Annotated in this window: 11 protein-coding genes; 6 read left to right on the top strand and 5 right to left on the bottom strand. The window is 73.5% G+C overall.

What is annotated here, in order from left to right; all coding sequences use genetic code 11:
* Nucleotides 1–3: 3 nt before the first annotated feature.
* Complete coding sequence (locus tag HKK73_RS11465; RefSeq protein WP_021480396.1) at nt 4–747, top strand: DUF4191 domain-containing protein; 744 nt, start codon at nt 4–6, stop codon at nt 745–747.
* 105 nt (nt 748–852) lie between these two features.
* On the opposite strand, the gene HKK73_RS11470 is transcribed toward HKK73_RS11465, so the two are convergent.
* Complete coding sequence (locus HKK73_RS11470) at nt 853–1,329, bottom strand: RDD family protein (protein ID WP_043656555.1); 477 nt, start codon at nt 1,327–1,329, stop codon at nt 853–855.
* Nucleotides 1,330–1,591: 262 nt separating this feature from the next.
* Between HKK73_RS11470 and glnA (HKK73_RS11475) the strand changes: the two genes are divergently transcribed.
* Together glnA (HKK73_RS11475) and HKK73_RS11480 are read left to right on the top strand one after the other, a co-directional pair.
* Nucleotides 1,592–3,016, top strand: a complete 1,425-nt coding sequence (glnA, locus tag HKK73_RS11475) for a type I glutamate--ammonia ligase (protein WP_076405451.1) — start codon at nt 1,592–1,594, stop codon at nt 3,014–3,016.
* A 179-nt stretch (nt 3,017–3,195) separates the two neighbouring features.
* Nucleotides 3,196–4,113: a glycoside hydrolase family 19 protein gene (locus tag HKK73_RS11480; RefSeq protein ID WP_171468036.1), complete on the top strand. Its 918-nt coding sequence runs from the start codon at nt 3,196–3,198 to the stop codon at nt 4,111–4,113.
* A gap of 119 nt (nt 4,114–4,232) precedes the next feature.
* Here the strand turns inward: HKK73_RS11480 and HKK73_RS11485 are convergent, their stop codons facing one another.
* The gene (locus HKK73_RS11485; protein ID WP_171468037.1) at nt 4,233–5,966 is read right to left on the bottom strand and encodes an NAD(P)/FAD-dependent oxidoreductase; all 1,734 of its coding nucleotides are present in this window, start codon (nt 5,964–5,966) and stop codon (nt 4,233–4,235) included.
* A gap of 120 nt (nt 5,967–6,086) precedes the next feature.
* On the bottom strand, nt 6,087–7,682 hold the full coding sequence (locus tag HKK73_RS11490) for an SLC13 family permease (RefSeq protein WP_171468038.1): 1,596 nt from the start codon (nt 7,680–7,682) through the stop codon (nt 6,087–6,089).
* On the opposite strand from HKK73_RS11490, the gene HKK73_RS11495 reads away from it, so the two are divergent.
* Nucleotides 7,681–8,412, top strand: coding sequence for an NADPH-dependent F420 reductase (locus HKK73_RS11495; RefSeq protein WP_171468750.1), 732 nt, complete (start codon nt 7,681–7,683; stop codon nt 8,410–8,412). The genes HKK73_RS11490 and HKK73_RS11495 overlap by 2 nt on opposite strands.
* Nucleotides 8,413–8,432: 20 nt before the next feature.
* On the opposite strand, the gene HKK73_RS11500 is transcribed toward HKK73_RS11495, so the two are convergent.
* The gene (locus tag HKK73_RS11500) at nt 8,433–11,588 is read right to left on the bottom strand and encodes a bifunctional [glutamine synthetase] adenylyltransferase/[glutamine synthetase]-adenylyl-L-tyrosine phosphorylase (RefSeq protein ID WP_171468039.1); all 3,156 of its coding nucleotides are present in this window, start codon (nt 11,586–11,588) and stop codon (nt 8,433–8,435) included.
* Nucleotides 11,585–12,922 carry a type I glutamate--ammonia ligase gene (gene glnA, locus HKK73_RS11505; protein WP_021483141.1) on the bottom strand — a complete coding sequence of 446 codons (1,338 nt, stop codon included), beginning with the start codon at nt 12,920–12,922 and terminating at the stop codon, nt 11,585–11,587. Before glnA (HKK73_RS11505) ends, HKK73_RS11500 begins: the two co-directional genes overlap by 4 nt.
* A gap of 116 nt (nt 12,923–13,038) precedes the next feature.
* On the opposite strand from glnA (HKK73_RS11505), the gene HKK73_RS11510 reads away from it, so the two are divergent.
* Complete coding sequence (locus HKK73_RS11510; RefSeq protein WP_171468040.1) at nt 13,039–14,742, top strand: NAD+ synthase; 1,704 nt, start codon at nt 13,039–13,041, stop codon at nt 14,740–14,742.
* A gap of 55 nt (nt 14,743–14,797) precedes the next feature.
* Nucleotides 14,798–15,646, top strand: a complete 849-nt coding sequence (gene panB, locus HKK73_RS11515) for a 3-methyl-2-oxobutanoate hydroxymethyltransferase (RefSeq protein WP_034653916.1) — start codon at nt 14,798–14,800, stop codon at nt 15,644–15,646.
* Nucleotides 15,647–15,721: the final 75 nt, after the last annotated feature.

Here is a 15,721-nt window from a genome sequence, read left to right on the forward strand (position 1 = left end):
GGCATGGCCCGCAAGAACTCGGACAGCACCGGCGCGCCCGCCGCCGGCGAGCAGGTCGCGAAGCAGAAGAAGCCCAAGAAGCAGCGCTGGTACCACCAGGTGTGGGCCGCCTACCAGATGACCCGCAAGCAGGACCCGGCGGTCACGTGGGTCATGCTCGGCGTGTTCGTCGGCATCCTCGCCGTCGCGCTGGGCATCGGCCTGTGGTGGGGCCAGTGGGTCTACACGCTCATCGTCGGCATCCCGTTCGCGGCGCTGGGCGCGATGTTCGTCCTCACGCGCCGCGCCGAGCGCGCCGCCTACCAGCAGATCGAGGGTCAGCCCGGCGCCGCGCGCGCCGCGCTCGGCACGATCCGCCGCGGGTGGACGTTCGACGAGGAGCCCGTCGCGATCGACCCCCGCACGCAGGACCTCGTGTTCCGCGGCGTCGGGCGCGCGGGCGTCGTGCTCGTGAGCGAGGGCCCGCCCCACCGCGCCAAGCGGCTGCTCGACGCCGAGCGCAAGCGCGTCGCGCGCGTGCTGCCGAACGTGCCGGTCACCACGATCCAGGTCGGTGACGGCGAGGACCAGGTGGCGCTGCCCAAGCTCCCCCGCGCGGTCCAGAAGCTCAAGCCGACCCTCACGAAGCCCGAGACGGCGGAGGTCTCCAAGCGCCTGCGCGCGCTCGGCGTCTCTCGCCTGCCGATCCCGAAGGGGATCGACCCGACCCGGGCCCGCCCCGACCGCAAGGGCCTCAAGGGGCGCTGACACACCCTGCACCACGACCGACGCCCGGTCGGCGAGGATCTTCCCTCTGCCGGCCGGGCGTCGTCGTGCGAAGGGGTGGGGATCCGGCCGCCCCGGCCGCCGGGGTCAGGAGCGGACGAGCACGGTGCCCGCGGCGCGGTCGTGCAGGCCGCGACCGTCGGCGTCCCACACGACCGCCGGGATGACGAGGCACAGCAGGACCGTGCGCAGCACGCCGCGACCGAGACCCACCATGCGGGCCGGCTCGGCGAGTCGCCGGACCCGGATCCCCATGACGCGGTGACCGACGGTGAACCCGAGCGTGCTCACGAGCAGCACGTTCTCGATCGCGAAGACCAGCGGCTGCGACCAGACGGGCAGCGCCGAGATGCCCTCGAAGAACCCCGGCGCGGCGGGCCGGAAGAAGAGGAACGCGACCAGGGTCGCGAGGACCCAGTCGATGACCAGCGCGACGACGCGCCGACCGAGCGTCGCGAGGGAGCCGGGGCCGTCCGGCGGGAGTCCGAGCCGCGCACCGCGACCGCTGTTCTGGCCGCCCGGGGCGCCCTCGAGCCACGAACCCATGTCCTCGCGTGAAACCACGGGACCAGCGTACGTGCCACGCGGTGGACGGGACCGCCCGCCGGCGGCCGGACGGCGGTATCGTGCCGAACGGCACACCGACCCCACGTCGGCTGCCGCGCGCCCTCGTGTCGCACGATCGTCACACGGGGACGCGGGACGTAACACGACCGAAACAAGGGGTACACCGCAGGGAAACCGCCCCGGCCTAGGTTCGTGGGCGCCACGTCAGCGGCTCGTCCGCCGCGCAGCCCGACGGCACCACCCGATCAAGGAGCAACGGATGTTCAACAACGCGGAGGAGGCAATCGCCTTCACGCGGAACGAAGGCGTCGAGTTCGTCGACGTCCGGTTCTGCGACCTGCCCGGCATCATGCAGCACTTCAACATCCCCGTCTCGCAGTTCGACGAGTCGGCGTTCGAGGACGGCCTGATGTTCGACGGGTCGTCGATCCGCGGCTTCCAGGCGATCCACGAGTCGGACATGAAGCTCGTGCCGGACGTCAAGACCGCGTTCGTGGACCCGTACCGCAAGCGCAAGACGCTCGTCGTGAACTTCTCCATCGTCGACCCGTTCACGGGCGAGCCGTACTCGCGCGACCCCCGCAACATCGCGGCCAAGGCCGAGGCGTACCTGCGCTCCACCGGCATCGCCGACACGGCGTTCTTCGCGCCCGAGGCCGAGTTCTACCTCTTCGACGAGGCGCGCTTCGCGACGAACCAGCACTCGAGCTTCTACTACCTCGACTCCGTCGAGGCCGCGTGGAACACGGGCCGCGAGGAGGAGGGCGGCAACCTCGCGTACAAGACGCGCTACAAGGGCGGCTACTTCCCCGTCTCCCCGTCCGACCGCTTCGCGGACCTGCGCGACGAGATGTGCGCGACGCTGGAGAAGGTCGGCCTCGAGGTCGAGCGCGCGCACCACGAGGTGGGCACCGCCGGCCAGCAGGAGATCAACTACCGCTTCAACACGCTGCTGCACGCGGCCGACGACCTGATGAAGTTCAAGTACGTCATCCGCAACGAGGCGTTCGAGGCCGGCAAGTCGGTCACGTTCATGCCGAAGCCGATCTTCGGCGACAACGGCTCGGGCATGCACTCCCACCAGTCCCTGTGGAAGGACGGCAAGCCGCTGTTCTTCGACGAGAAGGGCTACGGCGGTCTCTCCGACCTCGCGCGCTGGTACATCGGCGGCCTGCTCAAGCACGCGCCGTCGCTGCTCGCGTTCACCAACCCGTCGGTGAACTCCTACCACCGCCTGGTCCCGGGCTACGAGGCCCCGGTCAACCTGGTCTACTCGGCCCGCAACCGCTCCGCGTGCATCCGCATCCCGGTGACCGGCTCGTCCGCCGCCGCGAAGCGCGTCGAGTTCCGCGTGCCGGACCCGTCGGCCAACCCGTACCTCGCGTTCGCCGCGCAGCTCCTCGCCGGCATCGACGGCATCAAGAACCGCATCGAGCCGCCGGAGCCGATCGACAAGGACCTGTACGAGCTGCCGCCCGAGGAGCACGCGCAGATCCAGCAGGTCCCCGGCTCGCTCGCCGAGGCGCTGGACAACCTCGAGGCCGACCACGAGTTCCTCACGCAGGGCGACGTGTTCACGCCGGACCTCATCCAGACGTGGATCGACTACAAGCGCACCCACGAGATCGACCCGATCCGCCTGCGCCCGCACCCGCACGAGTTCGAGCTCTACTACGACATCTGATCGGAGGGCCTCACGGCCCTGCCCAGGATGACAGCGAACGGCGTCCGTCCTGCACCTCTCCGGTGCAGGCCGGGCGCCGTTCCGCGTGGTGCGACGAGCATGCCCTTGTCGCCGGAGCACCCCTCGCGCTAGGTTTGCGAGCGGCGGTAACGATGCCGCCCGCAACAGCAGGGGGATTCATGAGCACTCGCTTCCGGCGCGCCCTCACCACCGTCGTCTCCGTCCTCACCTCGGCGGTCCTCGCCGTGTCCGTCACGGCCCCGGCGGGCGCGGGAACGGGCCTCTCCCCCGCGAGCGCCGACCAGCCCGCGAGCGCCGCCGCGTGCGCCGCGACGTGGTCGCCGACGACCTCGTACTCGGGCGGGAAGACGGCGTCGCACCACGGGCGGAACTGGACGGCGCGGTGGTGGACCCAGCGCGAGACGCCGGGGTCGACGAGCGTCTGGGTGGACGCGGGCCGGTGCACGGGCGGCGGGGACGACTTCGTGGTGAGCCGCGCGGAGTTCGACGCGATCTTCCCGAAGCGGCACCCGTTCTACACGTACGACGGGTTCGTCGACGCGCTCGGTGCGTACCCGGCGTTCGCCAGCACGGGGACGCCGGAGACCCGGACGCGCGAGGCCGCGGCGTTCCTCACGCACGCGGACTTCGAGTCGGTCGGGCTCCGGTACGTGAAGGAGATCAACGAGGCGAACTACTGGATCAAGTGCGACGACGAGCAGCCGTTCGGCTGCCCGGCGGGCCAGACGGCCTACTACGGGCGCGGGCCGATCATGTTCAGCTGGAACTTCAACTACAAGGCTGCCGGCGACGCCCTGGGCCTCGACCTGCTCAACGACCCGTGGCTCGTCGAGGAGGACCCGTCCGTCGCGTGGCAGACCGCGCTCTGGTACTGGAACACCCAGAACGGACCCGGCGTGATGACGTCGCACCAGGCGATGGTGTCCGGCGCGGGCTTCGGCCAGACGATCAACTCGCTCAACGGGGCGCTCGAGTGCGGCGGTGGCAACCCGGCGTCGGTGCAGTCCCGCGTGGACCGCTACGTGCGGATCACCGAGGTGCTGGGCGTCGCCCCGGGCTCGGGACTGACCTGCTGAGCGGTCCGGACCGCGGCGTGGGCGGCCGGTCGGCCGCAGCACGTCCGGCGGCGTGAGCGGCGGGTGCGGTGCACGCAGGGGGCGCACCGCACCCGCCGGTCAGCCGCCGAGCCCGCCGGTCAGCCGCCGACCCCGGCGGCCACCGGCGCCTCCTCGGTCCCGGATGCCGAGCCGGCGTCGGGCGCAGTCTCCGGGTCATCCTCAGGCCGCACGACGTGGGAGGACGGCAGCCCCGTGCCGGGGCGGAACCCGGCGTAGTGCTCGGCCGCGGCGCGGGCGCACTCGTCCTGGTAGACGTGCCCGCCACCGAGGTACACCGCGATCTCCTCGCGCTTGCCCGGCACGTTGCCGCCGACGAACCAGGCGCCCGCCTTCCTGCCCTCCTCGTACATGACGGTCGCGCGGGCCGCGCGGTCCGTCTCGGCGCGCCACCACTCCTCCGCCTCGGGCGTGGCCTCGAGCTGGTCGACGCCGTGCTCGCGCGCGTACGCGAGCGCGCGCTGGAGCCACTGCGCGCCGCGCTGGACGGGCACCGTGAGGTTGGACAGCGGCGTCTGCGGCCCGAGCGACATGAAGAAGTTCGGGAAGCCGTGGACGGAGATGCCGAGGTAGGTGCGCAGACCGTCGCGCTCCCAGCGCTCGCGCAGGGTGACACCGTCCCGCCCGACGACGTCGAACGCCGTGAGCGCCCCGGTCATGGCGTCGAAGCCGGTGGCGAGCACGAGCACGTCGAGCGCGTGCTCGACCTCCCCCACGACGACCCCGCGCGGCGTCACGCGCGTGATCGGCGTGCTCAGCACGTCGACGAGCTCGACGTTCTCGCGGTTGTACGCCGCGTAGTAGCCGTGGCCCGTCGGGGGCCGCTTGCCCATGAAGCGGTACGTCGTCGGGGTGAGCAGACGGGCCGTTCGCGGGTCCTCGACGACCTCGCGGATCTTGCCGCGCAGGAACTCGGACGCGAGCTCGCTCGCCGCGGGGCTGGACACGAGGTCCGTGAAGCACTCGTTGGCGAACCGGAACCCGCCCGCCTCCCAGCGGGACTCGAACACCCGGCGGCGCTCCTCGGCGTCGACCTCGAGCGCGGACCGCGTGGGGATCTCCATGGGGACACCGAAGGGGTGGCGCGCGGCGCGCTCGAAGACCTCGTCGTAGCGGGCGCGAAGGGCGGCGAGCTCGTCGGCCGTCACGGCGGGGCTCGTCGTCTCCAGCACGTAGTTGGGGGTGCGCTGGAAGACGGTGACGTGCTCCGCCACGGCCGCGAGCTCGGGCAGCATCTGGATCCCCGAGGCACCGACCCCGAGCAGGCCCACGCGCTTGCCCGCCGGGTCGACGCCGTCGTGCGGCCAGCGGGCCGAGTGGTGGACCGGCCCCGCGAACGTGTCGAGCCCGGGGAGGTCCGGGTACAGGGGTCGGGAGAGCAGGCCGGTCGCGGAGACGACGTACGTCGCACGCAGCCGGGAGCCGTCCGCGAGGGTGAGGGTCCAGAGGTTCGTCGCGTCGGAGTGCTCGGCCCGCTCGACGGCGACGCCGAGCCGGATGTCCCGGCGCAGGTCGAGCCGGTCGGCGACGAACTCGAGGTAGGCGCGGATCTCCTCGCCGCGCGGGTAGCGCTCGGACCAGTCCCACTCGTCGCGCACCTCGCGCGAGAACGAGTACGCGTACGCGAGGTACTCGGAGTCGGTGCGCACGCCCGGGTAGCGGTTGGCCCACCAGGTGCCGCCGATCCCGTCGGCGGCGTCGACGACGAGCACGGACAGACCGATCTCGCGTAGATGGTGCAGCATCGCCAGGCCCGAGTAGCCCGCCCCGATGACGACCGCGTCGTAGGACGTGCCGTTCGTGGTCTCCGCCATGGACGACTCCCCCGTGTCAGGTACGTCGGCACGGGCCCGGTGCCCGCGCGACGCGGTATACCGTGCCACGACCTGCGACGTCGTGCCACGGTGACCGCAGGACGGTCACGGGCTCGCGGCTCAGAACGGCCAGACGAGCGGCACGTAGAGGACCGCTGCCGCGAGGAAGACGAGGGCGAGCGGCAGGCCGAGGCGCCAGTAGTCGCCGAACCGGTACCCGCCGGGCTGCAGGACCATGAGGTTGACGGGGGTGGCGATCGGGGTGAGGAACGCGGCCGCGCCCACGACCGTGAGCGCCATCATGAACGGCAGCACGCTCACGTCGAGCGTCTGCGCGAACGACACCGCGACGGGAGCCATGACGAGCACCGTCGCGACGTTCGAGATGAACTGCCCGAGCACGAGCGTGAGCACGCACACCACGAGCAGCGCGAGGCGCGGCGACCCGTCGCCCGTGAGCCGGAGCACGAGCCCGGCGATCGCCTCCGCCGCCCCGGACGAGACGAACGCCGCGGACAGCGGGATGAGCGCCGCGATGAGCACGACGGTGTCCCACGAGATCGCACGGAACGCCTGCGGCACGGTGACCACCCCGCCGACCACCAGGGCACCCGCGGCGAGCAGACCGGCGATGACGGGCGGCACGACGCCGGTCGCGAGCAGCACGATGGTCACGACGAGCACGGCGAGGCAGCGGCGCCAGCCGCGGCTCAGCGGGACGCCGCGCTGCAGGCTGCGCGCCGAGTCGACCGCGAGCACGTCGGGCGACTGCGTGTACCGGTGGAGCGCGTCCCACGGGCCGCGCACGAGCACGGCGTCGCCCGGCTGGAGGGTCAGCGTCCCGGAGGCCCGCTCGGCGTCGGACGCCGACGCGTGCGCCTCGCCCCGCCGGAGGGCGACCACGACGAGCCCTTCGTCGCGCGTCGTCATGCCCGGGCTGACGGTGCGCCCGACGAGGGTCGATCGGGGTGCGATGACCACCTCCACGACCCCGGTGCCGCCGGTGAACAGGCGGCCCGTGTCGAGGTCGGGCGTGTAGCTCTCGCGCCACGAGCGCACGCGCTCGCGCGGGTCGGTCGCGGTGTCGGCGAGGTGCTCGGGGACGCGCTCGGGCAGCAGCCGGTCACCGAGGGTCACGACGAGCACCGCGGTGGCGAGGACGAGCGGGACGCCGACGAGCGCGAACTCGAAGTAGCCGAACTCGCGGCCGCCGGCCTCGGCCGCCGCCTCGGAGACGATGATGTTCACGGGCGTGCCCGTGAGGGTGAGCAGCGACCCCGCGCCGGCGGCGAACGCGAGCGGGACGAGCATGCGCGACGGCACGATCCCGGCGCGCGCCGCCGCGACCACCGCGACGGGGAGCAGCGCCGCGACGGCGCCGTTGATGCTGATGACCGCGGCGAGCAGCGCGGCGACGCCCACCATGAGCGTGAGCAGGCCCGCGCGCCCGAGCGACGCGCGCCGCTCGAGCCACTGCCCGATCCACGCCGTGACGCCGGTGGAGTCCAGCGCGTCGCTGAGCACGAAGAGCGACGCGATGAAGAGCACGATCGGGTCGCTGAAGCCGCCCAGCGCCTCGTCGAGCGGGAGCACCCCCGTCGCCCACAGCGCGACGGGCACGAAGAGCGCGACGACGACGAGCGGCAGGCGGTTCGTCATGAAGCCCACGACGGCGAGGGCCAGGATCGCTAACGTGGCGACCAGCGGGTCGATCATGGGCCCCCCTCTCGGACGTCAGGATGCCACACGGTCCGGACGGCGAGCCGTGCGGAATAGTGACGCCGCGGACGCGTTGTCGATGACCATGACGACTCTCGGGATCATCGGCGCAGGCAACATCGGTTCCCAGGTGGCGCGGGCCGCCGTCGGGCAGGGGTACGACGTGGTCATCGCGAACTCGCGCGACCCCCGCACGCTCGACGACCTCGTCGCCGAGCTCGGTCCGCGGGCGCGCGCGGCGACCGCGGAGGAGGCGGCGCGGGCCGCCGACGTGGCCGTCGTGGCGGTGCCGTTCCACGCGTACCGCGACGTCCCGGTCGAGCCGCTCGCGGGGAAGATCGTGCTCGACACGAACAACTACTACTGGGAGCGCGACGGCCACGTCGACGCGCTCGACCGCGGCGAGGCGACGTCGTCGGGCCTGCTCCAGGAGCACCTGCCGTCGTCCAAGGTCGCGAAGGCGTTCAACCACGTCCAGTCGGCGCACATCACGACCGACGGCACGCCCGCCGGGACGCCGGGGCGCCGCGCGCTGGCGACGTCGAGCGACTTCCCCGAGGCCGCCGCGTGGGTCGAGCGGTTCTACGACGAGCTCGGCTTCGACACCGTCGACACGAGCCCGCTCGCGGAGTCGTGGCGCGTCGAGCGCGACCGCCCGGCGTACGTGGCGCGGCAGGACGCCGACGAGCTGCGGGCCAACCTCGCGCGCGCCCCGCGCACGATCTGACCGCCCCGCGCGGCCCGCGGTCAGTCCTCGCCGTAGAAGACGCGCTCCATGACGGTGCGGGCCCGGCGGGCCGTGCGGAGGTAGTGCTCCTCCAGCTCGGCGCCCGTGTCCACGCCCGGCAGGTCGAGCACGCGCGCGAGGCCGTTGAGCGCGAAGCGGTCGTGCGGCAGCACGTCCACCGTCGTGCCGGTCGTGCGCCCGGACCACAGCACGAGCGCGCTGCGCAGCCGCGACGCGAGGTGCCACGCCTCGCCGAGGGTCGCGGCGTCGTCGGGGTCGACGAGCCCGACGTCGACCGCGGCGTCGAGCGCGTCCACCGTGGACGTGGTCCGCAGCGCGGGGACCTCGTGGGCGTGCTGGAGCTGGAGGAGCTGGACGGTCCACTCGACGTCGGACACTCCCCCGCGCCCGAGCTTGAGGTGCCGCGACGCCTCGACCCCGCGCGGGAGCCGTTCCGCCTCGACCCGGGCCTTGATGCGCCGCACCTCGCGCACGTGGGCGAGGTCGAGGCCCCCGGCCGGGTAGCGCCGCGCGTCGACGACCCGCATGAACGCCTCGCCGAGCCCGGCGACGTCGCCCGCGACGGGCCGCGCGCGCAGGAGCGCCTGCGCCTCCCACACGCTCGACCAGCGCTCGTAGTACTCGGCGTACGACGCGAGCGAGCGCACGAGCGGGCCGTTGCGCCCCTCGGGCCGCAGGTCGGCGTCCACGGGCAGCGCGGGCTCCGGCCCGACGGCGGACAGCAGCTGCCGCAGCCGCGTCGCCGCGGCGAGCGCGTACGCCTGGGCGGCGTCGCCGGCCGCACCGGGCGCCGGGTCGTGCACGAACATGACGTCGGCGTCCGAGCCGTAGCCCATCTCCCGGCCGCCCAGGCGCCCCATCGCGACGACGAGCAGGCGCGCCGGCGCGGACGACGGGTCCGGCGCGTCGTACCCGAGCTCGTCGCGCGCCACGAACTCCGCGACCCGGAGCGCGCCCGCGAGCACGACGTCCGCCGCGTCGGAGATGCTGCGCGCGGCGTCGACCGGGTCGACGACCCCGAGCAGCTCGGCGGCGCCCGTGCGGGCCAGCTCGCGCCGCCGCACGGCGCGCAGGCTCACCGTGGCCGGCTCCACCTCGTCGGCGCGCGTGAGGATCGCGTCGGTCTCCGCCGCGAGGCGCTCGATGCCGCGCGGGACGAGGTCCGCGTCGCCCGCGAGCCAGCGCACGGACTCGGGCGACCGGCCGAGCGCGTCGGCCATGTAGCGCGAGTTCGCCAGGAGGTGCGCGAGCCGCTGGGCCGCGGACCCGGAGTCGCGCAGGAGCTGGAGGTACCAGTGCGTCGTGCCGAGCGTCTCGGAGAGCGTGCGGAACGCGAGCAGCCCGGCGTCCGGGTCCGCGCCCTCGGCGAACCAGCCGAGCATCACGGGCAGGAGCTGGCGCTGGATGGCGGCGCGACGGCTCACGCCCTCGATGAGCGCGGTGACGTGCCGCATGGCGCCCGCTGGGTCGCGGTAGCCGATGGCGGCGAAGCGGGCCTTCGCGGCCTCCGGCGCCAGGCTCACCTCGTCCGGCGAGAGCTGCGCGACGACCGGCAGGAGCGGCCGGTAGAAGATCTCCTCGTGCAGGCCGCGCACCTCGCGCCGCGTCGCGCGCCACCGCTCGGTGAGGCCCGCCGCGCCCTCGGTCCGCATGCCGAGCGACCGGGCGAGACGACGCAGCTCGTCGTCGGCCGTCGGGAGCAGGTGCGTGCGCCGGAGCCGGAAGAGCTGGATGCGGTGCTCGAGCGAGCGCAGGAACCGGTAGCAGACGCCGAGCCGCGCCGCGTGCTCGCGCCCCACGTACCCGGCGGCAGCCAGCTCGGCGAGCGCGGTGAGGGTGCTGCGGCTGCGGATCGAGTCGTCGGACCGCCCGTGCACGAGCTGGAGCAGCTGCACGGTGAACTCGACGTCGCGCAGGCCGCCCTTGCCGAGCTTGAGCTGGCGGTCGGCCTCCGCCGCGGGCACGTGCGCCTCGACGCGGCGGCGCATCGCCTGCGAGTCCTCGACGAAGTTCTCGCGCCCCGCGGCCGACCACACGAACGGGGCGATCGCCTCCTCGTACGCGCGCCCGAGCTCGCGGTCGCCCGCGACGGTGCGCGCCTTGAGCAGCGCCTGGAACTCCCACGTCTTGGCCCAGCGCTCGTAGTACGCGACGTGGCTCGCGAGCGTGCGCACGAGCGGGCCCTGCTTGCCCTCGGGGCGCAGCGCGGCGTCGACCTGCCACAGGGCGGGCTCGCCGGACGTGCCGGAGCACACGCGCGCGAGGCTCGTCGCGAGGCGCGCGCCCACCGTCGTGGCGTGCTCCTCGTCGAAGCCGTCGGCGGGCTCGACGACGTAGATCACGTCGACGTCGGAGACGTAGTTGAGCTCGTGCGCCCCGCACTTGCCCATGCCGATGACCGCGAGTCGCACCCCCGCACCGTGGTCGTCGAGCTCCGCGCGCGCGACGGCGAGCGCGCCCTCGAGCGCGGCGGCGGCGAGGTCGGCCAGGGCCGCACCGACCGCGGGCATGCGCGTCAGGGGGTCGGTGACGGTGAGGTCGGTCGCCGCGATGCGCAGGATCCGCTCGCGGTAGGCGCGGCGCAGCGCGTCGACCCGCTCGGGCCCCGGCTCGGCCGCGACCGGGACGGCGGCGTCCGGGTCGGCGCCCACGGCGCGCAGCAGCTCGGCCCGCACGTCGCCCGCGGCCACCCCGGTGCCCGGCGCCGGGTCCGCGACGACCTCGAGCAGCGCGGGGCGCCGCACGACGTCGTCGCCGAGCGCGACCGACGCCCCGAGCACCGCGAGGAGCCTGTCGCGCGCCGGGCCGGGCCGCAGGGTGCCGCGCGCGAGGTCCGCGAGCGCACCGCGCGCCTCGACGTCGGGGCGCAGCGCGCCCGCGAGCCGCACGACCTGCAGGAGCGCGAGGTCCGGGTCGGCGGCCTGGCCGAACGCGGCGAGCAGCTCGTCGTCGACGACGCCCGCCGGGTCGGCGGCGCCGGCCTCGGGACCGTCGACGGACCGAGCACCCGGGTCGAGCAGCAGCGCCAGGTCCGGGTCCGCGAGCAGGCCGGCCGAACGCGTGATGTCGGCGAAGCCGAACCGCGCGAGCCGACCCGTGAGCGTGGGCCGGCGGGACCCGCCGGACCGACCGGACGTCGTCGTGGACCCGCTCACAGGACCTGGAGGAACCGCTTCAGCTCGAACGGCGTGACCTGCGCGCGGTACGCGTCCCACTCCTGGCGCTTGTTGCGCAGCACGAAGTCGAACACGTGCTCGCCCAGGGTCTCGGCGACGAGCTCGGAGCCCTCCATGATGCGGATCGCCTCGTCGAGCGACTGCGGGAGCGGCTTGATGCCGAGCGCACGACGCTCCGCGTCGGTGAGCTCCCAGACGTCGTCCTCGGTCTCCTCGGGGAGCTCGTAGCCCTCCTCGATGCCCTTGAGCCCTGCGGCCAGCATGACGGCGAACGCCAGGTACGGGTTGGTGGCCGAGTCCAGCGCGCGGTACTCCACGCGGCTCGAGTTGCCCTTGCCCGGCTTGTACATGGGGACGCGCACGAGCGCGGAGCGGTTGTTGTGGCCCCAGCACACGTAGCTGGGGGCCTCGGCCCCGCCCCACAGGCGCTTGTACGAGTTCACGTACTGGTTCGTGATCGCGGTGATCTCCGCCGCGTGGACGAGCAGGCCCGCGATGAACTGGCGCGCCGTCTTGGACAGCTCGAACTGGGCGCCGGGCTCGTGGAACGCGTTGCGGTCGCCCTCGAAGAGCGACAGGTGCGTGTGCATCCCCGAGCCGGGGTGGTCGGCCATCGGCTTGGGCATGAACGACGCGAACACGCCCTGCTCGAGCGCGACCTCCTTGACGACCGTGCGGAACGTCATGAGGTTGTCGGCCGTCGTCAGCGCGTCGGCGTAGCGCAGGTCGATCTCGTTCTGCCCCGGCCCCGCCTCGTGGTGGGAGAACTCGACCGAGATGCCCATGGACTCGAGCATCGTGATCGCGGCGCGCCGGAAGTCGTGCGTGCTCCCGCGCGCGAGGTGGTCGAAGTACCCGCCCTGGTCGACGGGGACGAGCGGCGACCCGGCGTCGGCCGGCTGGTTGAATAGGTAGAACTCGACCTCGGGGTGCGTGTAGAACGTGAACCCCTTGTCGCTCGCCCGGGCGAGCGCACGCTTGAGGACGTTGCGGCTGTCCGCGAGGGACGGCTCGCCGTCTGGCGTGAGGATGTCGCAGAACATGCGGGCGGTACCGTGCCGCTCGCCGCGCCACGGCAGCACCTGGAACGTGGTCGGGTCCGGCTTGGCGATCATGTCGGCCTCGTACACGCGCGTGAGGCCCTCGATCGAGCTGCCGTCGAACCCGATCCCCTCGGCGAACGCCGACTCGAGCTCCGCCGGCGCGATCGCCACCGACTTGAGCATGCCGAGCACGTCGGTGAACCAGAGCCGGATGAAGCGGATGTCGCGCTCCTCGACCGTGCGGAGCACGAACTCCTGCTGCCTGTCCATGCGGTACATCCTGCCTGATCCGTGTGACGAACGGGTGACACGGTCGTGTCCTGGACGTCGTGCCGCGCGGCGGCCCCCCGGACGAGCCGTCCGCCCTGCTCGTCTAGGGTGGACGCATGGCTGATCTGCGCGTCGCGCTGGCACAGGTCGACACGTGCGTGGGGGACCTCGACGGCAACGCCGCCCTGGTCCTCGAGCGCACCCGGGAGGCCGCGGCCGCGGGCGCGCAGCTCGTCGCCTTCCCGGAGATGACCCTCACCGGCTACCCGATCGAGGACCTCGCGCTGCGGGCGTCGTTCCGGCGCGCGGCGTGGGACGCCGCCGCGGACATCGCGGCGCGCCTCGACGCCGAGGGGCTGGGCGCGGTCACCGTCGTGCTCGGCACCGTGGGCACCTCGGGCGCACCCCGCGGTGCGGGCGCCGCGGAGCGCGAGGCCTCGGGCTCCCCCGCCGACCTTCCGACCAACCGCGCCGTCGTGCTGCGCGACGGCGCCGTGCAGGCCGCGTACGACAAGCACCACCTGCCCAACTACGGCGTGTTCGACGAGTTCCGCATCTTCGCGCCCGGCGAGACGACGACGGTCGTCGAGGTCGAGGGGCGCCGCGTCGGCATCGCGATCTGCGAGGACATCTGGCAGGATGGCGGCCCCGTCGCGGAGATGGCGACGCTCGACGAGGCGGGGAACGGGCTCGACCTGCTGCTCGTGCTCAACGGCTCGCCGTACGAGGTGGGCAAGGGGCACGTCCGCACGGACCTCGCCGCGCGCCGCGCGCGCGAGGTGAGCGCCCCGGTCGCGTACGTGAACCTCGTGGGCGGCCAGGACGACCTCGTGTTCGACGGCGGCTCGTTCGTCACCGACGCCGCGGGCACGGTGGTCGCCTCGTCGCCGCAGTTCGTGGAGGACCTGCTCGTCTGGGAGCTCCCCGCCGACGGCGTCCCGCGCGGGCCGCGCGCCCCCGAGCTGCACCCGGACGAGGAGGTGTACCGGGCGTGCGTGACGGGCCTCGCGGGCTACGTGCGCAAGAACGGCTTCCGCTCGGTCGTCCTCGGCGTCTCGGGCGGCATCGACTCGGCGCTCACCGCCGCCGTCGCCGCGGACGCGATCGGGGGCGAGAACGTCGTCGGCGTCTCGATGCCGTCGCGGTACTCGTCGGACCACAGCAAGGACGACGCGGCCGACCTCGCGAAGCGGCTCGGCGCGGACTACCGCGTCCAGCCCATCGCGCCCATGGTCGAGGCGTTCCAGGGCGAGCTCGAGCTCGAGGGCGTCGCGGAGGAGAACCTCCAGGCGCGCGTGCGCGGCGTGATCCTCATGGCGATCTCCAACCGCGAGGGCCACCTCGTCATCGCGCCGGGCAACAAGTCCGAGCTCGCGACCGGGTACGCCACGATCTACGACGCGGGCAGCATCGGCGGGTTCGCCCCGCTCAAGGACGTCGACAAGTCGCGCGTGTGGCAGCTCGCGCGCTGGCGCAACAACGCCGCGCTCGACCGCGGCGAGATCCCGCCCATCCCGGAGTCGTCGATCACCAAGCCGCCGTCGGCGGAGCTGCGCCCCGGCCAGACCGACCAGGACTCGCTGCCGCCCTACGACCTGCTCGACGAGGTCCTCGACGCCTACATCGAGCACGCCGAGGGACGCGCCGAGCTCCTCGCCCGCGGGTTCGACCCCGAGGTCGTCGACAAGGTCGTCACGCTCGTCGACCGCGCCGAGTGGAAGCGCCGCCAGTACCCGCCGGGACCGAAGGTCACGGCGCTCGCGTTCGGCCGCGACCGCCGTCTGCCGATCACGAACCGCTGGCGCGAGCCGCTCGCCTGACGACGCCGGCACCCCGCGCGCCGTCCGCCCCCTCCCGCACCCAGGAAAGGCCGTCATGTCTGCTCACACCGCCCCCGAGCCCGCCGCGACCGGCGGCACGGGACCGCGCCGCGTCCGCGTGCACCACCTCGCCGAGGCCAAGACGCGCGGCGAGAAGATCACCATGCTCACCGCCTACGACGCGGTGACCGCTCGCATCTTCGACGACGCGGGGATCGACATGCTGCTCGTCGGCGACTCGATCGGCAACACGATGCACGGGCACGCGTCGACCCTGCCCGTCACGGTCGACGACCTCATCCCCCCGGCCCGCGCCGTCGCGCGCGCCGCGCGCCGCGCGTTCACCGTCGTGGACCTGCCGTTCGGCTCGTACGAGGCGGGCCCGGAGCAGGCGCTCGCCACCGGCGTCCGGTTCCTCAAGGAGACGGGCGTGAGCGCGGTCAAGCTCGAGGGCGGCCGCCGCGTCGCGGCGCAGATCCAGGCGCTCACGGACGCGGGCATCCCCGTCGTCGGGCACCTCGGCTTCACGCCGCAGTCCGAGAACCTGCTCGGCGGCCCGCGCGTCCAGGGACGGGGCGACGACGCCGCGGAGCGCCTCAGCGAGGACGCGCTCGCCGTGGCCGAGGCGGGCGCCGTCGCGGTCGTGCTCGAGATGGTGCCGGTCGAGGTGGCCGCGCGCGTCACCGAGATCCTGCGCATCCCCACCATCGGCATCGGCGCGGGCGCCGCGTGCGACGGCCAGGTGCTCGTCTGGACCGACATGGCCGGGATGACGGACTGGTCGCCCCGGTTCGCCAAGCGCTACGCCGAGATCGGCGCCGCGCTCGGCCAGGCGGCGGCCGACTACGCCGCCGACGTGCGCGGCGGGACCTTCCCCGACGACGCGCACAGCTTCGCCCGATAGCGAAGCAGCGGCTCTCTCGCCAACTACCCCCCGTTCTTCTATCCCACAGTCATCCCAAGTAGCACTGGCACGCGA

Origin of the sequence: Cellulosimicrobium sp. 72-3 (genome assembly GCF_013127315.1) — a bacterium.
Taxonomy (GTDB): Bacteria; Actinomycetota; Actinomycetes; order Actinomycetales; family Cellulomonadaceae; genus Cellulosimicrobium; species Cellulosimicrobium funkei.

What these genes read in the sequence shown, in the direction of transcription:
- HKK73_RS11510 (WP_171468040.1), top strand. Translation starts at nt 13,039, where the DNA reads ATGGCTGATCTGCGCGTCGCGCTGGCACAGGTCGACACGTGCGTGGGG.
- glnA (WP_076405451.1), top strand. Translation starts at nt 1,592, where the DNA reads ATGTTCAACAACGCGGAGGAGGCAATCGCCTTCACGCGGAACGAAGGC.
- HKK73_RS11465 (WP_021480396.1), top strand. Translation starts at nt 4, where the DNA reads ATGGCCCGCAAGAACTCGGACAGCACCGGCGCGCCCGCCGCCGGCGAG.
- HKK73_RS11490 (WP_171468038.1), bottom strand. Translation starts at nt 7,682, where the DNA reads ATGATCGACCCGCTGGTCGCCACGTTAGCGATCCTGGCCCTCGCCGTC.
- HKK73_RS11480 (WP_171468036.1), top strand. Translation starts at nt 3,196, where the DNA reads ATGAGCACTCGCTTCCGGCGCGCCCTCACCACCGTCGTCTCCGTCCTC.
- glnA (WP_021483141.1), bottom strand. Translation starts at nt 12,922, where the DNA reads ATGGACAGGCAGCAGGAGTTCGTGCTCCGCACGGTCGAGGAGCGCGAC.
- HKK73_RS11495 (WP_171468750.1), top strand. Translation starts at nt 7,681, where the DNA reads ATGGGCCCCCCTCTCGGACGTCAGGATGCCACACGGTCCGGACGGCGA.
- panB (WP_034653916.1), top strand. Translation starts at nt 14,798, where the DNA reads ATGTCTGCTCACACCGCCCCCGAGCCCGCCGCGACCGGCGGCACGGGA.
- HKK73_RS11485 (WP_171468037.1), bottom strand. Translation starts at nt 5,966, where the DNA reads ATGGCGGAGACCACGAACGGCACGTCCTACGACGCGGTCGTCATCGGG.